This is a genomic window from Rhodococcus sp. AH-ZY2, assembly GCF_030916465.1.
GTDB classification, from domain to species: domain Bacteria; phylum Actinomycetota; class Actinomycetes; order Mycobacteriales; family Mycobacteriaceae; genus Rhodococcus; species Rhodococcus ruber.
This window is the reverse complement of the sequence record NZ_CP126458.1, coordinates 2,641,640-2,665,891: the sequence shown is the minus strand read 5'-3', so window position 1 is coordinate 2,665,891 and position 24,252 is coordinate 2,641,640. Positions and strand designations below refer to the sequence as shown.

Sequence of the window (24,252 nt, the reverse complement as noted above, 5' to 3'; positions counted from 1 at the left end):
GACGTCAGGGGGCTGCCTGGGCGTTCAGCTGGCTAACGGATGAAATAAATCGTGGCAAACAGCGCAATCCACACGATGTCGACGAAGTGCCAGTAATAGGAGACGACGATCGCTGCGGTGGCCTGCGCCGGCGTGAACTTGCTGACCCTCGTGCGTACGAGGAGGAACACGAAGGCGACGAGGCCGCCGATGACGTGGAGGCCGTGGAATCCGGTCGTGATGTAGAAGACCGACCCCCAGACCATGCTCGAGATCGTCACGCCTTCCGCGACCAGCTGGGTGTACTCGAAGCCCTGGCCGAGCACGAAGAACGTGCCCATGGCGAGGGTGATGAGGTACCACCGCCGGAGGCCGAACACGTCGCCGCGTTCGGCGGCGAACACGCCCATCTGGCAGGTGAAGGAGGAGGCGATCAGCACGAGGGTGACCGGCACCGCCAGCGCCAGATTGAGATGGACAGGCTCCGGCGGCCAGTTGCCGTCGGCCTGTGCCCGGGCCACGAAGTACATGGCGAAGAGCCCTGCGAAAAACATGAGCTCACTGGACAACCACACGATGGTGCCGACGCTGACCAGATTGGGCCGGTTCAGCGAGTGCACGCGCTGGGTGATTGCAGTTCCTGAAGTCCCTACTGCGCTCGTCACGTTCGCAAGTATGACTGGTCGTAGTAACTCTTGGGCACTCGGGGCTGAAATCGGCGCGTCTTTGCTGGTGACCGGCCTGTGAGTCCCCGATCCGGGGGGTCGTCGCGCCCCGTCGCCGAGCATGGGATCGTGGTGCGATGAGCAGTGGTGCAGGGGTGTGGAGCCGGGTCCGCCGGGTGTTCTCACGCAGGCGTCCGGAGCCGCTCGATCCGTCGCGGCCGGACCTGGTGGTGGTGGTCTCGTCCTTCGACGACGTCGAGGCCTGTTCGACCGCCCTCGAGCGGGGCTCGGCGTCGGAACCGGCCTGGTCCCCGGAAGCGGAAGCCGTGCTGCGCCATCACCTCGAACTGCCGGCCGATTCGGTGGATCAGGCGATCGCCCTCTGTGGACGGGACGGGTACGCCCCCGCACAGCCCGCGCGTCCCGCCGGGACCGGCCTCGAGGCCGTCCTGCTGCAGCGGGTGCAGGTGCTCGATGCGCTGCACTGTTCGCAGGAACGGTCGCGGATGGCCTCCCTCGCCCAGCGCCTGGGCGGCACCGCGCTGGGGTGGGACGCCCTGCAGCCGGCGACGGGCGCTGACTAAGCTCCTCCGTGCGCCGCCGACGACGGCGTCGGACAAAGGAGCGAGATGCGGCGAGGGCAGGTGCGATGAACGCTGGACGACAGGCGGATGCGGTGGCCCGGAGCTGGCCGGCGGTCCTCGGTGCGCTCACCGCCGGACGCGACCTCGCCCGGGCGGAGGCCCAGTGGGCGATGGACGAGATCATGTCCGACAACGCCACGGCCGCGCAGATCGCCGCGTTCGGCGTCGCGCTGAAGATGAAGGGCGAGACCCCCGAGGAACTGCTCGGCCTCGCCGACTCGATGCTCGCTCATGCGCGCCTGGTGCCGGTGGACGACGACGTCGTCGACATCGTGGGCACCGGAGGGGACCGGGCGAACACGGTCAACATCTCCACCATGGCGTCGCTGGTGGTGGCGGCGTGCGGGATCCGGGTCGTCAAGCACGGCAACCGGGCGGCGTCGTCGAAGAGCGGCGGCGCGGACGTGCTCGAAGCGCTGGGCGTGCACATCGACCTCGGTCCCGAGGCCGTCGCGGAGTCGGTCGCCGAGGCCGGTATCGGCTTCTGTTTCGCACCCGTCTACCACCCGGCGCTCCGGTTCGCAGCCGCACCGCGCAAGCAGATCGGCATTCCCACGGTGTTCAACGTGCTCGGGCCGTTGACCAACCCGGCCCGGCCCCGCGCCGGCCTGATCGGATGCGCCTTCCCGGAGTTGATCGGCACGGTCGCCGGGGTCCTCGCCGAGCGGGGCAACTCGGCCCTCGTCGTGCGCGGCGACGACGGTCTCGACGAACTGACCACGTCCACGACGTCGACGGTGTACGTCGTCCGGGACGGCCACGTGAGCACCGTGAGCCTCGATCCCACCGACCTGGGCGTCGCCCGGGTGCCGCTCGAGGCGCTGCGCGGCGGCGACGCCACCGACAACGCCGTGATTGCGCGGGCGGTCCTCGCCGGGGAGCACGGCCCGGTGCGCGATGCGGTCCTGCTCAACGCCGCCGGGGCGATCGCCGCCTTCCGGGGGTTCGAGGGGTCGCTCGCCAGTGCCCTGGCGGCGGGGATGCAGACCGCAGCCGAGGCGCTGGACTCGGGCGCTGCGGCGGCTGTCCTCGCTCGCTGGGCCGAGGTGACCACCCGGCTCGCCGCCGGGTCGAGGTGACCACCCGGCTCGCCGCCGGGTCGAGGTGACCGCGGGGCGGACCGGGCATCCGTCCTATTCGCCGATCGAGAACCCGGCCTCGACATCGGCGCTCGAGTACGACTGGAAGGCGATGTGCGTCGCCGTCTTGGCCACGCCCTCGAGTTTGTTGATCCCGCGGGTGACGACCTCGGCGATCTCTTCGTGGTCCCGCACCCGCAGCAGCGCGATCAGGTCGATGTCGCCGGCGCAGGAGTACACCTTGTCGACACCGGCCAGATCCGCGACCGCCTGAGCGGTCTCCGGAATCCGGTGGGCGTCGGCGTGGATCAGGACGATGGCGTGGATCATGAGCTCTCCTCGGCTGCCGGGAACGGACGTGCGGGCGAGCACTCAGCGTAGGGGGTGCGCGACCGGGACCGGCTCGGCCCCGGCACGTGCCGTCCGGGCGAGTTCACCCCACTGCGCCCAGGCGCCGGCGCCGCGAAGCGGCTCGGACCAGCCCTGGGAGGTTCGGACGATGCGGACCCCGTCGTCGTGGAGCCAGCGGACCAGCAGGCCGAGTTCCTCGACGAGCGCGCCGCGCAACGGCGCCGTCGTCGGCCGCACCGTCTCGGCTGCCGCGACGATCGCGTCGACCACGGGCATCGGCGGGACGCCGCGCGGAGCGACTCCCGCCCCCGCGAGCCGGCCCGCCCGGATCACCGCGAACTCCCAGCCGCCCTCGACGCGCCGGCGGGCGGCGACCAGCTCGTCCACCGCCGCGAGCGCGGCCAGGCGCTGCGTCCGGCGCAGTGCGAGCACGGCGTCGGCCGTCCGGTCCCGCAACCGGGCCGCGCTCTCGAACAGTTCGGCAGCGCCGAGGTGTTCGACACGCCGGCGCATCCGATGCAGCGGCTCGTCGTCGTCGCCGCGAAGCAGGGCGCGGGCGAGATCCACCTGCTGCGCGTACTCGGCGGGTGTCTGCAGTCCGGCTACTGCGGCAGCGCAGGCTCCGACGGCGTCCGGCGGGCAGTGCTCGCCGTGGCGCTTCGTGCGGGGGATCCGGCGGGTGCAGGTCCGAAGGCGGCAGAACTCGGCGACGGTGGTGGCGACGGCGGCGGCGTCGGCCCGCGACGAGAACGGGCCGACGGCGTCGACGGTGGGGCCGCCGACCGGATGCGGGGGAGCCGCGGCGGGTGTCCGCACGACGGACAGCCGGGGGAACGCCTCGTCGGTGAGGGTGATCCACCAGCCCCGGGCGGGGAACTTGGAGCGGCGGTTGTAGGGCGGGGCGTGCGCGGCGAGCAGCCTCAACTCCCGCACCCCCGCCTCGAGGGCATGGGCGCATTCCACGTGGTCGATCCGGGTGGCGAGCGCCACCATCTCCCTCAGCCGGGGCCGGGTCTCGGAACCGGTGAAGTAGTTGCGCACGCGGCGGCGCAGGTCGACGGCCGTACCGATGTACAGCACCTCGTCGGAGGGCCCGCGGAACAGGTACACACCGGGCCGTCGCGGCAGGTGTGCCGCGAGGGACCGCTTGGCGCGTTGCTCCGCGGTGACCGCCGGCAGATAGTCCCGCAGTTCGGTGAGGCTGTGGACGCCCTGGTTCCCGACGCGCTCGATGAGCGCGTGCAGGACGTCGACGGTGGCGCGGGCATCGTCGAGAGCACGGTGCGTGGGCGTGGTGGACACACGGAACAATTCGGCCAGCGCCGACAGTCGCACGGACGGGGCCTCGTCCCGGCCGAGCACGCGGCGGGCGAGCTTGACCGTGCACAGCACCGTGAACCGGGGCCACGCGACCTCGGCGCGGGACGCTGCGGCCCGCAGGAACCCGACGTCGAAGCCCGCGTTGTGCGCGACGAGCACGGCCCCGGCGGCGAACTCGAGGAACGAGGGCAGAACCTGCTCGATCCGGGGCGCGGAACGCACCATGGCGGTCGTGATGCCGGTGAGCTGGACGATGTTCGGCGGGATCGAACGGCCCGGGTCGACGAGCGTGGCGAACTCGCCGAGAACCTCGCCGCCACGGATCTTGACCGCGCCGATTTCCGTGATGGCGTCGTCCGTGGAACTGCCGCCGGTGGTCTCGAGGTCGACGACGACGAACAACGTCTCCCGCAACGGCGTGTCCAGTTCGTCGAACCCGAGCTGCACCCCGACGGCGGGATCGGGTCGGCGGGGCACGGTCACGTCGTCAGGGTAGGAGTCGGGTCCGACACCGCGGGGAGGGGGATCCGGCACGCCGGCAGAGGGATCCGACACCGCCGGGTGGGGGAAGAGGGGGGTCGGACGCCCGGAGTCGGCTCGACGAGACGAGGATCACATCGTCGATCGCCCGGGCGGGTGTGGGCGGCGTGCCGACGGGGTAACAACGCGGGTGGTGCGGTGGGACGTGTCGCCGCGGTGGGCGGTGTCGCGGGCGTCCTCGCCGCCGCGATCGCCCGCGAGACCTGCGACGACGTGGCAGCGGGCCGGTGGTCGGCGCGGGACGTGCCGGAGGTGGCCGCCGTGCCGTCGTCCTTCGAACCGACCGTTACGTTTCCGTGATCGAACGGCCGGAGCCGTCCGGCCCGAATCGGGCATATCCGTCAATCCGCGGCGCGTACGGCGCGGGCGGTCGACATCCTCCGATGCGATTTCGTAATCTTTTCGAGACCAAGCGGTGAGGATGTCGAACCACCAGAGGGGAGACGCCGCTCGGTCACCGCCTAATCGGCGCATCCGCAACGGGTGCCCGAGCCGGGGACCCACGTTGTCCTCTGGGGTGAATCCCTCCGACCGCACCCGCGGAACGGGGGGTAGGGCTGATCTTCCCAGCCCGAACCCGTCAGCTAACTCGGTCGGCGGACGAACGGAAGAAATGGAGCAAACCCCTCGTGGCGTCTCAGATTTCCAAGCGCACCGTCCGGCGCGCTGTCGTTGCCGGTGCCCTCGCTCTCGGTGCGGTCACCGTCTCTGCCGGACCCGCACTCGCCGAGCCGGTCACCATCCCCGGCGTCGGCTCGTTCGACCTGCCGGCCGGCGTGACCCTCCCGCCGGAGGTCGCCAACCTCGTCCCGCCGGCCCCGCAGGGTGCCGCACCGGCTCCGGCCGCGCCCTTCAGTGCGCCGGTCACCTCGGTCGCCCAGCGCGCCGTGGACGCAGCCCACAGCAAGCTCGGCGCCCCCTACGTCTACGGCGCCGCCGGTCCGAATGCCTTCGACTGCTCCGGCCTGGTGCAGTGGGCCTACAAGCAGGCCGGTCTGAACCTGCCGCGCACGAGCTACGACCAGGCCGCCGCCGGCAGGGCCGTGGACGTCTCCGCGCTGCAGCCCGGCGACGTCGTGTCGTTCTACGGCGGTAGCCACTCCGGCATCTACATCGGCAACGGCAACGTCATCCACGCGTCGACCTCGGGTCAGCCCGTGAAGATCGCGCCGATGAACTCGATGCCGGTCGACGGGGCCCGCCGCTACTGAGCGACGACTCCACGACTGTCACGCACTGCAGCGGGGGCGGACCGGTCGACGCCGGTCCGCCCCCGCTGACGCTCCGGACGGGCACTACCGGCGCAGGGTGAGCTACCGGCGGGTAGACACGAACCGGAGCCCTTCCGTAACCTGATCGAGATTTTTCGGGTAACGGGTGCGCAACGTCGAACGAAAGGACCTGGTCCCGTGGTGGTGGACAGGACGAAACGGTCGCTTCGGGCGCTGATGATCGGGGTGCTCCTCGCGGTGTTCTCGGTGGCCGTCCCGGCCGGTGCCGATCCGGTGGGGGAGAGCCCCACCGCCGCACTGGAACGGCTGGCCGAGTTGTCGCGCAAGTCCGAGCAGACCACCGAGGCGCTGCACAACGCCGGAATCGACCTCGACGCGAAGGTCGAGGCCCAGCGGGCCGCCGAGGCAGCTCTGGCGCGCGATCGCGAGGCGCTGGCCGCCGCGGAAGCGGAACTGGCCGTCTTCCGGCCCACCGTGGACAAGCTCGCCGTCGCCAACTATCGCGGCGCCCGCACCAACCGGCTGTTCGCCCTGATGGTCAGCGATTCGCCCCAGCAGCTGCTCGACCAGATGTCGGCGCTCGACGTCATCGCCCACCAGACCGCCGACCAGGTCGCGGGATTCCGCACCGCGTCGGCCGCGGCCGCGGAGGCTGCGCTCGCATCCGAGCGTTCGGCCGACGAGGCCCGCGCCGCCGCCGAGCAGGCCCAGGTCGTGCGGGACGAGCTGCAACGGCAGCAGAGCGAACTCGAGGCCCGGATCGACGAGGTGCTCGCGGCCTTTGCCGACCTGAGCGCCGAGGAGAAGGCCACCCTGGCCGGCGCCCCCTTCCCCCCGGGATTCGATGCCGAGAAGATCCTGTCGAGTCTGGCCCCCGGCAGCGGCAGCGGCGCCCTGCAGGCCGGCATGACCCGGATCGGCAGCCCGTACAGCTGGGGTGCCACCGGCCCGTCCGAGTTCGACTGCTCCGGCCTGGTGGTGTGGGCCTACAAGCAGATCGGCAAGAACCTGCCGCGGTCGAGCCAGGCCCAGGCGCAGGGGGGCACCCCCGTCCCGCGGGATCAGCTCCAACCCGGCGACGTCGTGACGTTCTACGACGACGCCTCGCATGTGGGGCTGTACGCGGGCAACGGCAACGTCCTGCACGCCTCCACCTACGGCGTGCCGGTCAAGGTTGCCCCGATGGACAGGATGCCGTTCCACAACGCCCGCCGGTACTGACGTCCGTCGCGCCCACCCCCGCGGCGCGGTCGTGGGCGCGACCTACACTGGCCGCCGTGCCCGCGCCCTACTCGTCGCCCCGTCCCCCTGGCAGTCGCCGGTGGGAACGGCTCGGTGTCGCCGGACTGGTCGTCGCGGTCGTGGCCGTCGGTCTCTCGCTCGCGTTCACGCCCGACGACGGCCCGGCCGAACCGGCGTCGCACCGCGCCGTGCAGGGACTGCTCGATGCATGGTCCCGGGCCGTGCGCACCGCCGACCGGGCGGTGCTCGCCACCGTCGTGGATCCCCGCGCCCGCCCGGGTCTGCTCGAGGCGGAGGTGCGCCGCGCCGAAGCCCTGGCCGCGTTGCCGCTGGCGGACTTCGCCTACGAGCTCGGACCGGACCTCGGGACCGACGTCACCGGCGACCTGGTGGCCCGGCTCGGCGCCGACGAGGCCCGTGCCCTCACCGTCCTGCTGCGCTACGCCGTCGAAGGGATCGACGACGAACCCACGCGCAAGCCCGTGACGGTGGTCCTCGCCCGCCGGGGAGAGCGGTGGCACCTCGTCGACGACCGCCCGCTGCCGGGTACGGACACCACCACCTGGCGGGGGCCGTGGGACTTCGGCCCACTCGAGGTCCGGGCAGTGGAGACCGGGGCCGGGAACCGGTCCCTCGTCGTGGGCCACCCCGAGCACTCGTCCCTCGTCGCCGACATCGCCGCCGAACTCGCCTCCGCCGTCGAGGCCGTGGACGCCGTGTGGGGAACCGGATGGCCCCGCCGCGCCCTCGTGCTCGTCACCGCCTCGCACGACGAGTTCACCGCGCAGGTCGGCAGCCGCTACAACGGCGCGGACATCGCTGCCGTCGCGGTCTCCGACGTTGTCGACCACGAGCGGGGCCGGGCCACCGGTCAACGCATCGTCTTCAGTCCCGCCGCCGAGCAGCGGCTGGACGAGGCGGGGCTGCGGGCGATCCTGCGCCACGAACTCACCCACGTCGCGGCGCGCACCGACACCGTGGACGGGTCGCCGCTGTGGATCCTCGAGGGCTATGCCGACTACGTGGGCTACCGCGGTGCCGGCGGCGACCTCGCCGCGATCGCGCCCACCCTCGCCGCGGTCGTCGCCGAGCGCGGGGCGCCGAGCACGCTGCCCGCGGACGCCGAGTTCGCCGGCGACGGCGCGCGTCTGGCGTACGAGAGCGCGTGGTCGATCGCGGCGTTCGTCGCCGAGGAGTTCGGCAGCGAGCGGCTCACCGCCCTGTACCGGCGGCTGTCCGCCGGGCCTGCCGACACCCGGGAGCTCGACGCCGCCCTCGGCGACGTGCTCGGTGTGGACGCGGATCAGCTCGTCGACCGATGGGGGAGCCGGCTCGAGAGGCAGGTGCCGGCTCCCGTCGGCTGACCCGCCGTCCGGACCCACCGCGGCACCGCCTACGGTGAGCGCATGCCCCGAACGCTGCTGGTCACCAACGACTTTCCGCCCCGGCCCGGGGGGATCCAGTCCTACCTGCAGGCGTTCGCGGCCCAGGTGCCGCCCGACGACCTGGTCGTCTACGCCCCGCGATGGCGAGGGGACAGTCACGTGACGTTCGACGCCCGGCAACCCTTCGAGGTCGTCCGCCACCCCACGACCCTGATGTTGCCGACCCCCGCCGTGGCCCGGCGGGCGGCCCGGCTGATGACCGATCGCGGCTGCGAGACCGTGTGGTTCGGCGCTGCGGCGCCGCTGGCCCTGCTCGCTCCCGGGTTGCGTCGCGCCGGCGCCCGCCGGATCGTGGCCAGCACCCACGGGCACGAGGTCGGCTGGTCGATGGTGCCCGCCGGACGGCGGGCGCTGCGCCGCATCGGCAACACCACCGACGCCGTCACCTACGTCAGCCGGTACACCCGCGGTCGATTCGCCTCGGCGTTCGGGCCCGGCGCAGGTCTCGAGCACCTGCCGTCCGGCGTGGACACCGAGGTGTTCCGGCCGGATCCAGCGGCGCGCGCGGACCTGCGCGCCCGGTACAGGCTCGGGGACCGCCCCACCGTGCTGTGCCTGTCCCGGCTCGTGCCGCGCAAGGGCCAGGACATGCTCATCCGTGCACTGCCCGAGATCCGGCGCCGTGTCGACGGGGCGGTGCTCGTGATCGTCGGCGGTGGCCCGTACCACGACCGCCTCCGCAAGCTGGCCCGCACGGTCGGAGTCGAGGACCACGTCGTGATCACCGGAGGAGTGCCGGCCGCCGAGCTCGCCGCCCACCACACCCTCGCGGACGTGTTCGCGATGCCGTGCCGTACGCGCGGCGCCGGCCTCGACGTCGAGGGTCTCGGAATCGTCTATCTCGAGGCCTCCGCCACCGGGGTGCCCGTGGTGGCGGGCCGCTCCGGCGGCGCGCCGGAAACCGTGCGGGAAGGAGAGACCGGTGTCGTCGTCGACGGCACGTCGGTCGCGGCGGTGGCGGCCGCCGTCGCCGACCTGCTCGCCGACCGCGACCGCGCGGCGGCGATGGGCGCGGCGGGCCGCGCCTGGGTGGGCGCCGAATGGCGGTGGGACGTGCTCGGCGAGAAGCTGCGGCGTCTGCTGGCCTGACGTGCCGACCGTCCGGCCCCGACCCCATGCAACCCCCTGGACGAGCCGGGACCGGCCATGTGTGAAGCTGTCCCCGTGAGCAGCATTCAGGTGGCCGATCAGGCCTTCATCGCCGCGGCGCCGAGGCGGATCGCGGCCGAGATCGCCCAGCCCCACCGCTGGCGTTCGTGGTGGCCCGACCTGGACCTCACGGTCCGAGAGGACCGAGCCGAGAAGGGCATCCGATGGTCGGTCGGCGGGGCGCTGACCGGCACGATGGAGGTCTGGCTCGAGCCGATGCTCGACGGCGCGATCGTGCACTACTTCCTGCACTGCGAACCGGCCGGGATGCCGCCGGAGAAGGCGGGGGGGTGGGATCTCGCCGCCATGAATCACCGGCGCCGCGTCGCCGGCAAGGTCATGACGTTCGACGTCAAGCGGCGGCTCGACGCCGGGCGCGCCGCCGGCGAACCTCCACAGGACCCCCGCCCCTGACCGACGGGGCCGTACCTGCAGGCGACGAGCCCGCACCGGAACTACTACGGTGTGATAGACAGCGGTTCCCGCGTGTGCCGATCCGGTAGGACGAGGGGACAGACGGAAAGGAAGCGTTCGTCGCATGGCCGAGAAGACCAAGCGGTCGATCACCATCGATGCTCCGTCGGATCGGGTGATGGCCGTGATCGCCGATTTCGACGCGTACCCGGCCTGGGTCTCGGCAGCGAAATCCGTGGAAGTGCTCGCCGTCGAGTCCGGAGGCCGCGCCGAACGGGTCCGGTTCGTGCTCGACGCAGGCGTGGTGCGCGACACGTACGAGCTGGTCTACGAGTGGGCTTCCGACGGCCGGTCGGTCAGCTGGGAGCTCGTCGCCGGGGAGATCCAGAAGGCCCAGTTCGGTTCCTACATCCTCACCGAAGCGCCGGAGGGCGGCACCACCGTGTACTACGAGCTGACGGTGGACCTGACCATCCCGATGATCGGACTGTTCAAACGGAAAGCCGAGAAGGTGATCACCGACACCGCGCTGAAGGAACTCAAGAAGCGGGTGGAAGGCTGAGCGGGCTCGCCGGGCGGCCCGGCCCCGCCGCCGTGCGGCTGTTCGTCGGCAAGGGGGGCGCCGGAAAGACGACCCTCGCCGCGGCGACCGCCCTCGCGGCAGCCCGCTCCGGAGTTCCCACCCTCGTCGTCTCGCTCGATCAGGCGCACTCGCTGACCGACGTGCTGGCCGTCGATCCGGCGTCGACCGGGTCCGTGGACGCCCGCATCGTGCCGGTCGCCGAGGGTCTCGACGCGCTGGAAATCGATTCGCTCGCGCTGCTCGAGCAGCGGTTTGCGCTCCTGACCGCGCTCGCCGCCGCGGGCGGTGCCCACGGGCACGGTGACCGGTTCGGGATCCCCGCGGCCGAGGAACTCACCGGCCTGCCCGGCGCGCAGGAGATCCTCGCCCTCGGGGAGGTGGCCCGCCTGGCCGAGTCGGGACGCTGGGGCGAGGTGATCGTCGATCTGCCGGCATCCGCGGACGCCTTCCGCATGCTCGCCGCGCCGGCAACGGCCTCGGAGTACATCGAGCGGATCTGGCCCCGGCACAGCCGCATCGTCGCGGCGACCGGGGCCGACCCGCGCCTCGCCCTGGTCGTGGCACTGGTCGACCGCGTCGTCGAACACGTCTCGACCGTGCAGGACCTGCTCGGCGACCGCACGCGCACCCGAGTCGACCTCGTCGCCACCGCCGACCGGCTCGGCATCGCCGAAACGCGACGACTCCGGTCCTGGACGGCCCTGTCCGGGCTACGGCTGGAACGCGTGATCCTCAACCGGATCGTCCCGGACCTCCCGGCAGAGGAGACCGGACCCGCCGCGGCCTGGCTCGCCGAACAGCGCGGCGGACAGCGCCGGATCGTGGCCGAGATCGCGTCGACCCTCGGCGACGTCACCGTGGTCGAGTGCGAGCAGCGGTGTGCCGAACCGGTAGGGTTGGCCTCTCTGGCGGCGCTCGCGGAGTCGCTGCATCCGGACGGAGCAGCACCGCTCACGCAGGAGGATGCCGGCCTCGAGCCGGTGCGGGTCCAGCATGAATCGGGGACAGGGGTGGATGCGGTGTACACGATGCGGATGCATCTGCCGCTGGCGGATGCGGCATCGCTGACGCTCGGCCGGGTCGACGACGACCTGGTGATCGGCGCCGACGGCCTGCGCCGCCGGGTGCGGCTCGCGTCCGGTCTGCGGCGCTGCACCGTCGCCGGCGCCGAGTTCGAAGGATCCGACCTGCTGGTGCGGTTCCGTCCCGATCCCGCGGTGTGGCCCCGATGAGCGCCGACCACGACGTCCTCGTCGCCGAACTGCGGGCGCTGGCCGATGCCGTCCTCGACCGGCTCGAGCAGACGGTGCAGCGATTCGCCGAGCCGGAGTCGTCCCCCCGGTCGCCGGCGCCCGGCTCGGTGTCGCCCGATTCGGTGTCGCCCGACGCGGTGTCGCCCGATGCGGGGACCGAGCCCGCTACCGACACGTCCGCCTCGACGGCGGGCGGTTGCAGCTGGTGCCCGCTGTGCGCCGTGGCCGCCGCCGTCCGGGGCGAGCCGCACGAGCTCCTCACCCGGCTCGCAACTCAGATCGCGGCCCTGATCGCGCTGCTGCGGGACCTGCTCGCCCGGTACCTTCCGGCCCGAGGACCCGCCCCCGACGCGCCCGGTCCGCAGGACCCGCCTCCGGCTCCCGGCCGCAACGGCACGTTCGTGCCGATCTCGGTCACGATCCGACGCTGATCGGACCCACGCCGTGAGCACGGATCGACTCACGATCGGAATCGACGTGGGCGGCACCAGCATCCGCGCGGCCGTCGTCGACGGTACCGGCACCGTCGTCGACACCGTCCGGGCGCCGACCCCGCACTCGGCCCGTGCCCTCGACGGCGCCCTCGACCGCACCGTCGCCCTCCTGGCGGGCCGCAACGAGGTCACCGCCGTCGGTCTCGCCGTCGCCGGGTTCCTCACCGCCGACCGTCGCGTCGTCCGCTACGCCCCGCACCTCCCGTGGGCGGATGTGCCCGTGGCGGAGCGGATGAGCGCGCGGATCGGCCTGCCGGTGGTTCTCGAGCACGACGCCAACGCCGCCGCGTGGGCCGAGTACCGGTTCGGTGCCGCCGCGGGTGTCCGGACGACCGTGCTGGTCGCCGTCGGCACCGGGATCGGCGCCGCCCTGCTGCTCGACGGTGTGCTGTTCCGGGGTGCGCACGGCATCGCCCCGGAACTCGGGCACCTGCAGGTGGTTCCCGACGGGCGCGCCTGCGCGTGCGGGAAGCGCGGCTGCTGGGAGCGGTACTGCAGTGGCACCGCGCTGGTCGACACGGCGATCGAGCTGCTCGCAGCAGGTCCGGACCGCTCCTCCCAGCTCACCCGCGACGTCGCGGCGGATCCCGGCGCGCTGACCGGACGACGGATCGCCGGAGCCGCGCAGGACGGCGACCCGCTCGCCGTCGCGGCGATGGGGGAATTCGCCCGCTGGCTCGGACTCGGCCTGGCCATGGTCGCCGACCTCTTCGACCCGGAACTGGTGGTGGTCGCCGGCGGAGTGTCGGAGTCGGCGTCCCTGTTCCTCGACGACGCCCGCGGACACTACGCGGCGGCCCTGACCGGCCGGGGCCACCGGCCGCTCGCGCGGGTCCGTGCCGCACACCTCGGCGACGCCGCCGGCCTGGTGGGCGCGGCCGACCTCGCCCGGCACCGGTCCGGACGAAACGGACCGAGCGAGTGAGATGCTCGTCACGTCCGTCGGTGTGAGGCGGGACCCCGGCATGCCACGGTGTGCACGGCAACACCTCGCCGTCGTAGAGTCGATCGGCAGGCACGGTCTGCCTGCGCGTTTCGGAGACGGGGAAGGACGCCATGTGGTATTGGCTATTCAAGTACGTCCTGCTGGGGCCGCTGCTGTGGCTCATGGGGCGGCCGAAAATCGAAGGTGCGGAGAACATTCCGACCGACGGCCCCGCGATCCTCGCCAGTAACCACAAAGCCGTCCTCGACTCCTTCTTCCTTCCGCTCGTGGTGCGGCGGCGCATCACCTTCCTCGCCAAGAGCGAGTACTTCACCGGCACCGGATTCAAGGGCCGGTTCCAACGTTGGTTCTTCTCCGCGGTCGGTCAGGTCCCGATCGACCGCACCGGGGCGGATGCGGCGCAGGACGCCCTCAACGCCGGTGTCCGCGTCCTCTCCCAGGGCAAGCTGCTCGGCATCTACCCGGAAGGCACCCGGTCGCCGGACGGGCGCCTGTACAAGGGCAAGACCGGCATCGCCCGGCTCGCCCTGCAGACCGGCGTCAAAGTGATCCCCGTGGCGATGATCGGCACCGACGAGATGAACCCCATCGGGTCGAAGATGTGGAAGCCGGCCAAGGTGACGGTCCGGATCGGTGAACCGATCGACTTCTCCCGCTTCGAAGGCATGAGCGGCAACCGATTCGTCGAGCGCACCGTCACCGACGAGGTGATGTACGCGCTGATGCGCCTGTCGGACCAGCAGTACGTCGACATCTACGCCGCCACCCTCAAGAACCGGCCCGCCGAGGAGGATGCGGCGTCCGCAGCCGCCGACGCGGACCGCCTGCCCGACACGCAGGCCGGCTGACGCCGGCGCCGGCGGCACCGTCCCGGCCGTGACCGGGCGCCGGCGGCACCGCCCCGGCCGTGACCGGGCGCCGGCGGCACCGCCCCGACTGTGACCGGGCGCCGGCGGCACCGCCCCGGCCGTGGCCGGGCATAATGTGCGCACGTGCGTTACTTCTACGACTGCGAGTTCATCGAGGATGGTCGCACCATCGAGCTCGTGTCGATCGGTGTCGCCTGCGAGGACGGGCGCGAGTTCTATGCGGTGTCGACCGAATTCGATCCCGAGCGGGCCGGGCCGTGGGTACGCCGGAATGTGCTGCCGAAGCTTCCGCCCCCCGCGCACCCCGCCTGGAGGTCCCGGACCCGCATCCGCGACGACCTGCTGTCCTTCCTGATCCCCCGGCCGGGCATCCAGCCCGAACTGTGGGCCTGGCTCGGGGCCTACGATCACGTCGCGCTCGTCCAGCTCTGGGGCACGATGCCGGAACTGCCCGACGCGCTGCCCAAGTTCACCCGCGAGTTGCGCCAGCACTGGGAACAGCACGGCAGGCCGCCGCTTCCGGCCGTACCCGACGACAATCACGACGCCCTCGCCGACGCGCGTCACAACCTCGCCAAGTTCGAGGCCATCGAGGCCGCCCGACGACGCCGCTGAGGCCCCGTGCCGAGGTCGGCGCGCGGGGTGTGGCGTCGACCTACCCGGGGGTGCGTATCCGTCGTCGCGCCGGGGCCATATCCTGATGGTGTGAACTGGACTGTCGATGTGCCGATCGACCGCTTGCCGACCCTTCCGCCGCTCCCCGACGAGCTGCGCGAACGGCTGGACGCGGCCCTGGCCAAGCCCGCCCTGCAGCAGCCGAGCTGGCCCGAGGACCAGGCGTCGGCGATGCGCACCGTGCTCGAGAGCGTGCCACCGATCACCGTGGCCCGCGAGGTCGAGGAGCTGCAGAACCACCTCGCCGCGGTCGCGCGCGGCGAAGCCTTCCTGCTCCAGGGCGGCGACTGCGCCGAGACCTTCGCCGACAACACCGAGCCGCACATCAAGGCCAACATCCGCACGCTGCTGCAGATGGCCGTCGTGCTGACCTACGGCGCGTCGCTGCCGGTCGTGAAGGTCGCACGGATCGCCGGGCAGTACGCCAAACCGCGATCGTCGGACATCGATGCGCTCGGGCTGCAGTCGTACCGGGGCGACATGATCAACTCCCTCGTCGCCGACGCGGCCGTGCGCGCACACGATCCGTCCCGGCTCATCCGTGCCTACGCCAACGCCAGCGCCGCGATGAACCTGGTCCGGGCCATCACCGCCGCCGGCGAGGCGGACCTGCACCGGGTGCACGACTGGAACCGGGAGTTCGTCGCCTCGTCGCCGGCCGGTGCGCGGTACGAGGCCCTCGCCTCCGAGATCGACCGCGGCCTGCGTTTCATGGACGCGTGCGGCGTCGTCGACCCCAATCTGAAGGCCGCCACCATCTACGCCAGCCACGAGGCGCTGGTCCTCGACTACGAGCGGGCAATGCTGCGGCTCGACAACACCGACGGGCACCCGCGGCTGTACGACCTGTCCGCGCACTTCCTGTGGATCGGTGACCGTACCCGGCAGCTCGACGGCGCCCACATCGCCTTCGCCGAGCTACTCGCGAACCCGATCGGCCTGAAGATCGGTCCGAGCACCACGCCCGAGATGGCGGCTGAGTACGTCGAGCGGCTCGATCCCACCAACAAGCCGGGCCGGTTGACCCTCATCTCCCGGATGGGGCACGCGAAGGTGCGCGATCTGCTACCTGCGATCATCGCGAAGGTGCAGGCGACCGGACGTCAGGTCATCTGGCAGTGCGACCCGATGCACGGCAACACGCACGAGGCGTCCACGGGGTACAAGACCCGGCACTTCGACCGGATCGTCGACGAGGTGCAAGGCTTCTTCGAGGTGCACAACGCACTCGGCACGCACCCGGGCGGCATCCACATCGAACTCACCGGCGAGGACGTCACCGAGTGCCTCGGCGGCGCGCAGGACATCTCCGACATCGACCTGCACGGCCGCTACGAGACGGCGTGCGATCCCCGCCTGAACACGCAGCAGTCGCTGGAGCTGGCGTTCCTGGTCGCGGAGATGCTCCGCGGCTGACTCCGGCAGGGTCTCAGGGCAGGGCGGTGAGGGTCACCGTGCCGCCCGGCTCGACCCGGTCGCCCGCCCCCGGGCTCTGACCGATCACCACCGAGCGGTCGGAGCCCGCGAACTGGCGCACCTCGACGTCCAGACCGAGCCGGCCGAGTTCGTCGCGCGCCGCGGCGACCGTGCGGCCCAGCAGTGAGGGCACCTTCACGGCATTCGACACCAGCAGCGTGACGCTGCCGCCGGCGTTGACCCGGTTCCCGATCGCCGGATCGGTGCCGACGACTCGTCCCGCATCGACGTCCGCGTCGAACACCTCCCGCGACTCGCGCACCGTGAGTCCCACCGTGTCCAGGGCCCGCCGGGCCTCGTCGACGGTGCGGCCCGCGACGTCGGGCACATCCACCGGCGGTGACCCCTTGCTGACGATCACCGCGACTTCCGCCCCCACCGGAAGGACTGTGCCGGGTGCCGGGTCGAGCGCGGCGACCCCGCCCTCCTCGACGGCGGTGCTGTAGGCCGAGCCACCGTCCACCGGGACAAAGGTCCGGTTACGCAGTTCCTGTTCGATGACGTCGCGGTCGCCGTCACCGACGATCGTGGGCACGGTCGGCCGGCCCAGCGAGACGAGCAGCACGACCTCGTCGCCCCGGGCGACCCGGCTGCCGGCCTCCGGGTCGGTGCCGAGCACGGTGTCGACGGAGGCGTCGTCGGAGTACTCCCCCCGTACCTCGGGGGTCACGTCTGCGGCCTGCAGGGCCGCGAGCGCGGTGTCCCGATCGGCCCCGAGCACGCTCGGGACGGTGGTCATCCGCCCGGACCCGAGCCACCATCCGCCGAAGCCGACGGCCAGCGCCAGGACCAGGATCGCCAGTAGCCACAGCAGCGTCGTCCGCCGGTTCCGTCGGCGCTCGGCGGCGAAATCGGCCGGCTCGGCCCGGAGCCCCGAGGTCTCGGCACGCGGGTGTTGCTGGGTGACGACCTTGGTGTGCTGCGGACCGGCGGGGGAGAGCTGGGCGGCGAGACCCGGAGCCGCCGGAGGGGGCAACGGTCGCGACGGCGGTGCCGCTGCGCGCACGGCCACGGTCGGTGGCGCGGGAACCACCGTAGCCGTCGCCGGTTCCGCGGCGGCCGAACGATGCTGCGCGGACCGCTGCGGAGCGGGCACCCGGTAGCGGGGCAACGCCAGGGCATCGCAGACCTCGCTCAGCGCGGCGGCCATCGCCCCGGCATCCGGGAACCGCTCACCGGGCTCTCGTTCGGTGGCGTGCCGGACCAGCTCGTCGAACTGCTCCGGGACCCCGTCGATGAGGGCGCCGGGGTCCGGGACGTCCCGATCGACCCGCTGGTAGGCCACCGACAGCGACGTGTCGCCGGTGAACGGGGTGCGTCCGGTCAGCATCTCGAACAGCAGGATCCCGGTCGCGTACACGTCGCTGCGTGCGTCCGCGGTACCCGTGGTCACCTGTTCCGGCGACAGATATGCGGCGGTCCCCAGGATGACACTGCGCGACGTCGTCGTTGCCGCGGCGACCGCACGCACCAGGCCGAAATCGGCGATCTTCACCTCCCCGGCATCGGAGATCAGCACATTCTCCGGCTTGACGTCACGGTGCACCAGGCCGGCGCGGTGCGCCACGGCGAGCGCCCCCAGCACCGGCGCCGCGACGGCCGCCGCCGCGTGCGGGGGCATCGGGCCCCGCTCGCGCAGCAGTTCACGCAGCGTGCCGCCCTCGACCAGTTCCATCACCAGGAAGACGTGGTCCCCGTCCTGTCCCTGGTCGTACACCGCAACCAGACCCGGATGGGTCAACCGCGCCACCGAGCGCGCCTCGAACTCGAACCGCGCCAGGAACTGGGGATCGGCCGCGAACTGCGGATCCATGACCTTCACCGCCACCGGACGGTCGAGTCGCAGGTCCGTGCCTCGGTACACGATGGACATGCCGCCGCGGGCGATCGGTGCCTCGATGCGGTAGCGCCGTTCGAGCACCGTGCCGATCAGGCGGTCGCCTCCAGAGCTCACCCGGTGTACCCCCGTGTCCGTGCCGTCGTCTTGCTGCGTCAGGTGCGGCGTACGACGGGGAAGACCGCCGGGTTCGCCTCTGTCGATCGTAGCCAGCGCACGAACCGTCCGGTCGCCCGAGCGCGGCTCGCCGCGGTGACACCTGCGCGGCTCGCCGCGGTGGCCACCCGTACCGGCCGTTGACGGCCCGCCGCCGTGGACCCGATAACGTTGGCAGCGTGAGTGCTATCCCTTACAGCGAAGACGTCCTCGACCGCTCCGTACCCGTGCTCCAACTGGTCGACGTGGCGAAGCAGCTCGGTCTGGTGATCACCCGGGTCCACCAGCTGCTGCGTGACCGCCAACTCCTGGCGATCAAGCGGGACGGCGTGCTGGCGGTGCCTGCGGCATTCTTCGACGACGACGGTCAGATCCTCACGGGCATCCCCGGTCTCATCGCGGTGCTGCACGACGGAGGATTCCGGGACGACGAGATCCTGAACTGGATGTTCCGGGACGACGACACGCTCACGGGCGGCTCTCCGGCCGCGGCGATGCACACCCACGCGAGGCGGGAGGTCATGCGCCGGGCGCAGGCACTCGGCTTCTGACTCCGGGCGTTCAGCGCAGGCGGGCCAGCTGGGTCAGCGCAACCCGCGCACGGCGCCGGCCGGGGACCACGGCGCGCTCGTCCAGGACGCGGTAACCGCTGCGCTCGACCTCGTCGAGGATTCCGCCGTACAACGCGAAGGCGGTGCGGATGCCGGGCCGGATCCGGTCCGGCAGCAGCGCCAGACCGGGCTCGGCGCGCCGGTACTCCGCGCGCGTGAGCGCCACGAAGTGGGCCAGTGCCCGGCGCACCCGCGGATCCGGGGTCCCGCCGGTCCGCCGACCGTGCTCGAGCAGCGCGACATCGACCCCGAAGGCGGCCCACGTGTCGGCCGGCAGGTAGGTACGTCCCCGGTCGAGGTCCTCGCCCACGTCCCGGATGAAGTTCGTGAGCTGGAAGGCTTCTCCGAGCGCCGCGGCGTAGGGTGCAGCCGCGTCGATGTCGGCCACCTCGAACACGGGCAGCAGCTGCAGCCCGATGACCGCCGCCGAACCGTACATGTACTCCCGCAGCTGCGGCATGTCGTCGTAGCGCGGGCGGAACTCGGGGGTGCCGGGAATGTCCATCCGCATCGACCGGACGAACGCCTCGAAGTACTCCAGAGGCAGGTCGTAACGCCGGATGGTCTCGGCCAGCGCCCCGACCACCAGACCGGTCGCGTCCGCCGGTCCGGGGTCGCCCGCGAGCGCGGCGTGCAGCCGGCGCTCCGTTTCGGTCACCTGCAGGGCAGCGGCGGCCGGGTCGTCGACGGCGGTCACGTCGACGATGTCGTCGACGAGACGAGCGAAGCCGTAGAGGGCGTGGACCGCCGACCGCCGCGGCCGGGGCAGGAGACGAGTGGCGAGATAGTACGTCCGGCCGTGTGTGGCCGCCAGTTCCTCGCAATAGCGGAATCCTGCGTCGGTCTCGGGCACGGTCACCTCGGATCCGGGCGGACGGTGGGGACGGGCGGTTCCCGTCGCGCGCGCAGCCGCAACGGGTCGACGGTACGCAGCGACGCGGTGGCGATCACCGAGGCGACCACAGCCAGGAGCACATGGGCGAGGTTGTACATGCCGATCGAGCCGTCGGGGTTGAAGATCAGCATCAGCCAGGTCGACAGGCCCACGAGCACCGCCAATGTGGTCGTCGACAGGGCGAAGCCCGCGGCCACCGCGAGCGGCCACGAGTAGTACCACGGCAGGGCGGCCGGCGAGAGCATCGTGATCGCGGTCAGCGTGATCACGATGCCGAGCACCGCATCGCGCTCGGTGCGCCGGAACCGCCACCACGTCACCACCATGATCACCAGCAACGCGACGGCGCAGAGCATGCGGGTGACATCCAGGATCGAGCCCAGCTGCCACGGCGTGAACCACGTGACCGCGTGCGCCATGATCGTCGGCAGCGACAGCCAGTTGATGATCTTCGACGAGCCGGACAAGGCCGTCAGCCAGCCGATGCCGACTCCTGCGAGCGCCGAGGCCGCCCCGAACACGGCCGCGAACACCAGCAACCCCGCGCCTGCGGTCTTCCCGAACAGCACGATCGGCGATGCCGGTTCGCGGCCCTGCGCCCGCGCCCGGTCCCGCTCGTGCAGAATCCAGATCCACACCAGGAAGGGCAGCGCGATTCCCGCCGATGCCTTGACCGCGGCGCCGACGGACACGAGGGCGATGCCGCCGACGTGTCGGCCCTCGAGGACGAGCACGATGCCGGCGATCATGAACCCGACCATCAGCATCTCGTTGTGCACACCGCCGATGAGGTGGATCAGGATCAGGGGGTTGAGCACCGCAAGCCACAGGGCGATGCGGGGGTTGCCGCCGAGCCGGCGTGCGAGCTTCGGCACGGCCCACGCGGTGAGCACCAGCCCCGGCAGCATCGTCAGCCGCAGCAACCAGGTACCGGTGACGACATCGTCGCCGGTCAGCGACGTGATGCCCGCGCCGAGCAGCAGATGCACCGGACCGTACGGGGTGGTGGTCGTCTTCCACACGTTGCTCACGTTGTCGAGCAGCACACCCGGGTTGACGACCGGACCGTCGAGGTACGGGTCGAAGCCGTCGCGCAGCATCGCCCCCTGGGCGAGGTAGGAGTAGGCGTCGCGGCTGAACATCGGCGGCGCCACCAACAGCGGCGCCACCCACATCGGCAGCACCGTCCACAGTTCGCGCAGGGTCACGTGCCCGGAGAGTGTGCTCCGGCCCAGCCGTACCCAGGCCGCGATCATCAGCAGGACGCCGGCCCAGATCAGGATCGTCGAGAGCAGCAGGCCGTGCCCGAACCGCAACCAGGACAGGTACAGCTCTTCGAGCAGCGGGTCCTGCCGCCGGACGCTGCCCGCCCCGAAGCCGCCGAACGTGACGAAGGCGGCGCCGAGGGCGCCCAGGAGGCCCGCATTGCCGGCCGGGCTCCGCAGGAAGTCGCCCGGTCCGCTCCGCGCGGGCCGCGAGGCGGCAGGCTGCTGTTCCGGCGGGCGCTGCTGTTCCGGGGGACGCTGCTGTTCCGGGGGACGCTGCTGTTCCGGGGGACGCTGCTGTTCCGGGGGACGCTGCGGTCCGGACGGATGCTGTGGAGCAGCGTCGGAAGGGGCAGGGGACGACATGGTTGCGAGTTCCTCCCCCGGGAAGTCGTGGACGGTGCGGGGCCCGGGCGCGGCGCGGGCGGACAGGTGAACGAGGTGACAGTTTAGTTCAGCCGCCACCGTCCGCGGTCCACCACTCACCGCGAGGTGCGGACCCCGAGCCGCTCGGCCGCGAGCCGGCCCGACAGCACGACCGTCGGCACGCCGACCCCCGGCACGGTCCCGGAGCCCGCGAGCACGACGTTGGGATGGCGCGGATCCAGGTTCCGCCGCCGGAACGGGCCGGTCTGCCGGAAGACGTGCGCCCCGGAGAACGGGCTGCCTTCCAGCATGCCCCGGGCCTGCCAGGTGGCCGGGGTGTCGATGTGGTCGATGCGGAACTCGTCGGCGACGCCGTCGTATCCGCGCCGGCCGAGGACGGTCAGCAGTTCGGCGGCGTACGGGTCGGCCAGAGCGGACCAGTCGTACGGGGCGCTGTCCAGGTTGGGGCACGGCGCGAGCACCGACAACGGCTCGTGCCGGACGCCGTCGCGGACGAAGCCCTGACCCGGGTCGCTCAACGCCGGCCGGGTGATCAGCAGCGACGGGTCGCTCATGAGCCGGCCGCGGCCGCGTCCCGCGCTGATCTCGGCGAACGTCTCCTCCCACGACGCCCCGAAGTCGATGGTGTGGTGGTGGGTCGCAGGCCAACGCGCGGCAACGGCGGACGGCACGCTCCCGTGCAGCACCACGGCCGACGGTGACGCGAGCACGCGGCGCCGCCGACGTGGCGGCAGCAGCCTGTCCACGACCGGCAGGTCCGGGCTCAGCACCACGGCATCGCACAGCACGCGTTCCCCCGAGGCGGTGCGCACGGCGGTAGCCGTGCGGCCGTCGAAGTCGAGACCCGTGACCTCGGTGCCGAGGCGCAGGTCCCCGCCGGCAGCGACGATCGCGTCGGCCATCGCGCGGGCCAGCACCCGCATGCCACCCTCCACCGCATACACGCCGAGGGAGGTGTCCATGTGGGCGATGGCGCCGTACACCGCCAGGGCCCGGGCGGGTGCGACGCCCGCGTACAGCGCCTGGAAAGTGAACACGCGGCGCAACCGCGGGTCGGTGATCCGGCGGTTCACCTGGGCCCCGAGCCGGCCGAACCCTCCCAGCCGGAGCAGCGTCGCCAGGTCCCGCACCGCCGCGGGGGAGGCGACCAGGTCGAGGGGGGAGTCGAAGTTCCCGGCCATGAACCGGTCGAACTCGGCGTCGAAGATCTCCGCGAGCCAGGAGCGCAGCCGAAGGTAGCGTTGCGCCTCCTCGGCCCCGCACACCCGGGTGATCTCGGCGACCATCGCGTCCGGATCGGTGTGCACGTCGAGGGTCGTGCCGTCGGCGAACCGGGCGTGGTACGCCGGGGCGAGCCGGCGCAGCCGTACCGCCGGGGTGACGGACTCGAAGTCGGCGCCGACCGCCGCCAAGGCGTCGGCGATGAGTTCCGGCATGGTGAGCACGGTGGCGCCGTTGTCGATCTCGTAACCGGGTCCGGTGTGCACCCCCACCCGGCCGCCGACGGTCGCCTCGCGTTCGAGGACGGTCACCTTGCGGCCGGCGCCGAGCAGGTACAGCGCCGTCGAGAGCCCGGCCAGGCCGGCGCCGACGACGACCACGCGCTCGGCGCCCGTCACGGTGCGCATCAGGCGGCCCGCCGCGTCGCGTCGAGCGCCGCCGCCCGCAGGCGGGCCTTGCCCTCGTCCGTCGCGCCCGAGCCGTCGAGCGTCGCCAGCGCGGCGTCGGTGAGCGCGGCGATGCGCCGCTCCACCCGGTCCACGGCTCCGAGCTCGGTGATGACCGTCCGCAACCTCTCGACGTCCGCGTCGGACAGGTCCGAACCGATACTCTCGCGCAGCAGCCGGGCGGCCTCGGGATCCCGGGCGTCGGCGGATTCCAGGGCCAGCGCGTACAACACCGTCCGCTTGCCCGACCGCAGGTCGTCACCGGACGGCTTGCCCGTGACCTCCGGATCCCCGAACACGCCGAGCAGGTCGTCGCGAAGCTGGAAGGCGAGCCCGATATCGGTGCCGAACTCCCGGTAGGCGGTGATCAGCGCGTCGTCGGCGCCGGCGAGCGCGGCGCCGAGATGCAAGGGCCGCTCGATCGTGTACGCGGCGGTCTTGAACCGGTTGACACGCATCGCAGCGGGCACGGACTCGTCGGCGGACACCTCGCCCGCGATGTCGAGGAACTGCCCGCCGAGGACCTCGGTGCGCATCGCCGACCACACCGGTGCGATCCGCGCGGTCGTGGCCGAATCCAATCCGGCCTCCCGGACCATGTCGTCGGCCCAGGCCAGAGCGAGGTCACCGAGGAGGATGGCCACGGCGGTACCGAACTGCTCGGGCCGGCCCCGCCAGCCCGATGCGCGGTGCTGCTCGGCGAATTCGACGTGCACGGTCGGGAAGCCACGGCGGGTGGTGGACGCATCGATGATGTCGTCGTGGACCAGGGCGCAGGCCTGTACCAGTTCGAGTGCCGAACAGGCCCGCAGCACGGCGGGTGCGTCGAGACCGGACGGATCGCCGCCGGCGCCGATCCAGCCGTTCCACGCGAACGCCGGACGCACCCGCTTGCCGCCGCGCAGCACGAAGGACTCGAGTGCCGTCACGGCCTCGGGATAGCCGCCGCCGATCGGCTCGACGAGATCGATCCGCGAGACGAAGAAGTCGCGCAGGGCGCCCTCCACGAGATCGGGGAACAAGGCGGTGGGCACGGGTTCGGATCCGGTGAACAGGGCGTCCTCCTGGTCGTGTGTGG

General features: G+C 72.1%; 24 protein-coding genes and 1 riboswitch. Of the genes, 16 read left to right on the top strand and 8 right to left on the bottom strand.

The genetic code is table 11. The features are described from left to right. Window positions 1-32: 32 nt before the first annotated feature. Window positions 33-644, bottom strand: a complete 612-nt coding sequence (locus QNA09_RS13225) for a heme-copper oxidase subunit III (protein WP_010594348.1) — start codon at window positions 642-644, stop codon at window positions 33-35. Between the two features lie 137 nt (window positions 645-781). Between QNA09_RS13225 and QNA09_RS13220 the strand changes: the two genes are divergently transcribed. Beyond that, window positions 782-1,228, top strand: coding sequence for a hypothetical protein (locus QNA09_RS13220; RefSeq protein WP_048770970.1), 447 nt, complete (start codon window positions 782-784; stop codon window positions 1,226-1,228). A gap of 65 nt (window positions 1,229-1,293) precedes the next feature. Next, on the top strand, window positions 1,294-2,367 hold the full coding sequence (trpD, locus tag QNA09_RS13215; RefSeq protein WP_026137668.1) for an anthranilate phosphoribosyltransferase: 1,074 nt from the start codon (window positions 1,294-1,296) through the stop codon (window positions 2,365-2,367). 54 nt (window positions 2,368-2,421) lie between these two features. On the opposite strand, the gene QNA09_RS13210 is transcribed toward trpD, so the two are convergent. Both QNA09_RS13210 and QNA09_RS13205 read right to left on the bottom strand, forming a co-directional pair. Then, entirely contained in the window at window positions 2,422-2,697 is a 276-nt protein-coding gene (locus QNA09_RS13210; RefSeq protein WP_003934124.1) for an Lrp/AsnC family transcriptional regulator, read from the bottom strand. Between the two features lie 42 nt (window positions 2,698-2,739). Further along, window positions 2,740-4,521, bottom strand: coding sequence for a DEDD exonuclease domain-containing protein (locus tag QNA09_RS13205; RefSeq protein WP_017680372.1), 1,782 nt, complete (start codon window positions 4,519-4,521; stop codon window positions 2,740-2,742). Between the two features lie 195 nt (window positions 4,522-4,716). On the opposite strand from QNA09_RS13205, the gene QNA09_RS13200 reads away from it, so the two are divergent. The 13 genes from QNA09_RS13200 (at window position 4,717) to QNA09_RS13140 (ending at window position 16,296) form a co-directional block, all read left to right on the top strand. Beyond that, on the top strand, window positions 4,717-4,878 hold the full coding sequence (locus QNA09_RS13200) for a hypothetical protein (RefSeq protein ID WP_155621879.1): 162 nt from the start codon (window positions 4,717-4,719) through the stop codon (window positions 4,876-4,878). A gap of 148 nt (window positions 4,879-5,026) precedes the next feature. Then, a riboswitch (cyclic di-AMP (ydaO/yuaA leader) is annotated at window positions 5,027-5,193 on the top strand. 14 nt (window positions 5,194-5,207) lie between these two features. Further along, entirely contained in the window at window positions 5,208-5,789 is a 582-nt protein-coding gene (locus QNA09_RS13195) for a C40 family peptidase (protein WP_010594353.1), read from the top strand. A 198-nt stretch (window positions 5,790-5,987) separates the two neighbouring features. Further along, window positions 5,988-7,031, top strand: coding sequence for an NlpC/P60 family protein (locus tag QNA09_RS13190; protein ID WP_174557560.1), 1,044 nt, complete (start codon window positions 5,988-5,990; stop codon window positions 7,029-7,031). 56 nt (window positions 7,032-7,087) lie between these two features. Further along, window positions 7,088-8,416, top strand: coding sequence for a hypothetical protein (locus QNA09_RS13185; RefSeq protein WP_017680374.1), 1,329 nt, complete (start codon window positions 7,088-7,090; stop codon window positions 8,414-8,416). A gap of 42 nt (window positions 8,417-8,458) precedes the next feature. Continuing rightward, window positions 8,459-9,586 (top strand): glycosyltransferase family 4 protein, encoded by a 1,128-nt coding sequence (locus QNA09_RS13180; protein WP_017680375.1) that lies wholly within the window; start codon window positions 8,459-8,461, stop codon window positions 9,584-9,586. Window positions 9,587-9,661: 75 nt separating this feature from the next. Further along, window positions 9,662-10,060, top strand: coding sequence for a hypothetical protein (locus tag QNA09_RS13175; RefSeq protein WP_010594358.1), 399 nt, complete (start codon window positions 9,662-9,664; stop codon window positions 10,058-10,060). 124 nt (window positions 10,061-10,184) lie between these two features. Then, complete coding sequence (locus tag QNA09_RS13170) at window positions 10,185-10,622, top strand: SRPBCC family protein (protein ID WP_010594359.1); 438 nt, start codon at window positions 10,185-10,187, stop codon at window positions 10,620-10,622. Between the two features lie 32 nt (window positions 10,623-10,654). Continuing rightward, a complete protein-coding gene (locus tag QNA09_RS13165) occupies window positions 10,655-11,875 on the top strand; it encodes an ArsA family ATPase (RefSeq protein WP_017680376.1) in 1,221 nt (406 codons plus the stop codon). Further along, window positions 11,872-12,327 carry a hypothetical protein gene (locus QNA09_RS13160; protein WP_048771137.1) on the top strand — a complete coding sequence of 152 codons (456 nt, stop codon included), beginning with the start codon at window positions 11,872-11,874 and terminating at the stop codon, window positions 12,325-12,327. The genes QNA09_RS13165 and QNA09_RS13160 overlap by 4 nt, the downstream gene beginning before the upstream one ends. Before the next feature lie 13 nt (window positions 12,328-12,340). After that, a complete protein-coding gene (locus tag QNA09_RS13155; protein ID WP_010594362.1) occupies window positions 12,341-13,315 on the top strand; it encodes an ROK family protein in 975 nt (324 codons plus the stop codon). Between the two features lie 131 nt (window positions 13,316-13,446). Continuing rightward, window positions 13,447-14,184: a 1-acyl-sn-glycerol-3-phosphate acyltransferase gene (locus QNA09_RS13150; RefSeq protein WP_010594363.1), complete on the top strand. Its 738-nt coding sequence runs from the start codon at window positions 13,447-13,449 to the stop codon at window positions 14,182-14,184. Between the two features lie 144 nt (window positions 14,185-14,328). Further along, window positions 14,329-14,820, top strand: coding sequence for a polyadenylate-specific 3'-exoribonuclease AS (locus QNA09_RS13145; protein ID WP_010594364.1), 492 nt, complete (start codon window positions 14,329-14,331; stop codon window positions 14,818-14,820). 90 nt (window positions 14,821-14,910) lie between these two features. Then, complete coding sequence (locus tag QNA09_RS13140; RefSeq protein ID WP_010594365.1) at window positions 14,911-16,296, top strand: class II 3-deoxy-7-phosphoheptulonate synthase; 1,386 nt, start codon at window positions 14,911-14,913, stop codon at window positions 16,294-16,296. Between the two features lie 13 nt (window positions 16,297-16,309). Here QNA09_RS13140 and pknB read toward each other — a convergent pair whose 3' ends face one another. Then, complete coding sequence (gene pknB, locus QNA09_RS13135) at window positions 16,310-18,310, bottom strand: Stk1 family PASTA domain-containing Ser/Thr kinase (RefSeq protein ID WP_017681751.1); 2,001 nt, start codon at window positions 18,308-18,310, stop codon at window positions 16,310-16,312. A 218-nt stretch (window positions 18,311-18,528) separates the two neighbouring features. Between pknB and QNA09_RS13130 the strand changes: the two genes are divergently transcribed. Further along, window positions 18,529-18,900 carry an Rv2175c family DNA-binding protein gene (locus tag QNA09_RS13130; protein WP_026138005.1) on the top strand — a complete coding sequence of 124 codons (372 nt, stop codon included), beginning with the start codon at window positions 18,529-18,531 and terminating at the stop codon, window positions 18,898-18,900. 10 nt (window positions 18,901-18,910) lie between these two features. On the opposite strand, the gene QNA09_RS13125 is transcribed toward QNA09_RS13130, so the two are convergent. The 4 genes from QNA09_RS13125 to QNA09_RS13110 form a co-directional block, all read right to left on the bottom strand. Next, window positions 18,911-19,819 carry a phytoene/squalene synthase family protein gene (locus tag QNA09_RS13125; protein ID WP_010594368.1) on the bottom strand — a complete coding sequence of 303 codons (909 nt, stop codon included), beginning with the start codon at window positions 19,817-19,819 and terminating at the stop codon, window positions 18,911-18,913. Continuing rightward, window positions 19,816-21,486, bottom strand: coding sequence for an alpha-(1->6)-mannopyranosyltransferase A (locus tag QNA09_RS13120; protein WP_191902638.1), 1,671 nt, complete (start codon window positions 21,484-21,486; stop codon window positions 19,816-19,818). Before QNA09_RS13120 ends, QNA09_RS13125 begins: the two co-directional genes overlap by 4 nt. Before the next feature lie 116 nt (window positions 21,487-21,602). Beyond that, on the bottom strand, window positions 21,603-23,135 hold the full coding sequence (crtI, locus tag QNA09_RS13115; protein ID WP_017681753.1) for a phytoene desaturase family protein: 1,533 nt from the start codon (window positions 23,133-23,135) through the stop codon (window positions 21,603-21,605). After that, entirely contained in the window at window positions 23,135-24,181 is a 1,047-nt protein-coding gene (locus QNA09_RS13110; RefSeq protein WP_040272706.1) for a polyprenyl synthetase family protein, read from the bottom strand. The genes crtI and QNA09_RS13110 overlap by 1 nt, the downstream gene beginning before the upstream one ends. Window positions 24,182-24,252 lie beyond the last annotated feature (71 nt).

Excerpts from the sequence above, each read along its gene's own strand:
- QNA09_RS13220 (WP_048770970.1), top strand. The coding sequence starts at position 782 with ATGAGCAGTGGTGCAGGGGTGTGGAGCCGGGTCCGCCGGGTGTTCTCA.
- trpD (WP_026137668.1), top strand. The coding sequence starts at position 1,294 with ATGAACGCTGGACGACAGGCGGATGCGGTGGCCCGGAGCTGGCCGGCG.
- QNA09_RS13210 (WP_003934124.1), bottom strand. The coding sequence starts at position 2,697 with ATGATCCACGCCATCGTCCTGATCCACGCCGACGCCCACCGGATTCCG.
- QNA09_RS13180 (WP_017680375.1), top strand. The coding sequence starts at position 8,459 with ATGCCCCGAACGCTGCTGGTCACCAACGACTTTCCGCCCCGGCCCGGG.
- QNA09_RS13170 (WP_010594359.1), top strand. The coding sequence starts at position 10,185 with ATGGCCGAGAAGACCAAGCGGTCGATCACCATCGATGCTCCGTCGGAT.
- QNA09_RS13160 (WP_048771137.1), top strand. The coding sequence starts at position 11,872 with ATGAGCGCCGACCACGACGTCCTCGTCGCCGAACTGCGGGCGCTGGCC.
- QNA09_RS13150 (WP_010594363.1), top strand. The coding sequence starts at position 13,447 with ATGTGGTATTGGCTATTCAAGTACGTCCTGCTGGGGCCGCTGCTGTGG.
- QNA09_RS13120 (WP_191902638.1), bottom strand. The coding sequence starts at position 21,486 with ATGTCGTCCCCTGCCCCTTCCGACGCTGCTCCACAGCATCCGTCCGGA.
- crtI (WP_017681753.1), bottom strand. The coding sequence starts at position 23,135 with ATGCGCACCGTGACGGGCGCCGAGCGCGTGGTCGTCGTCGGCGCCGGC.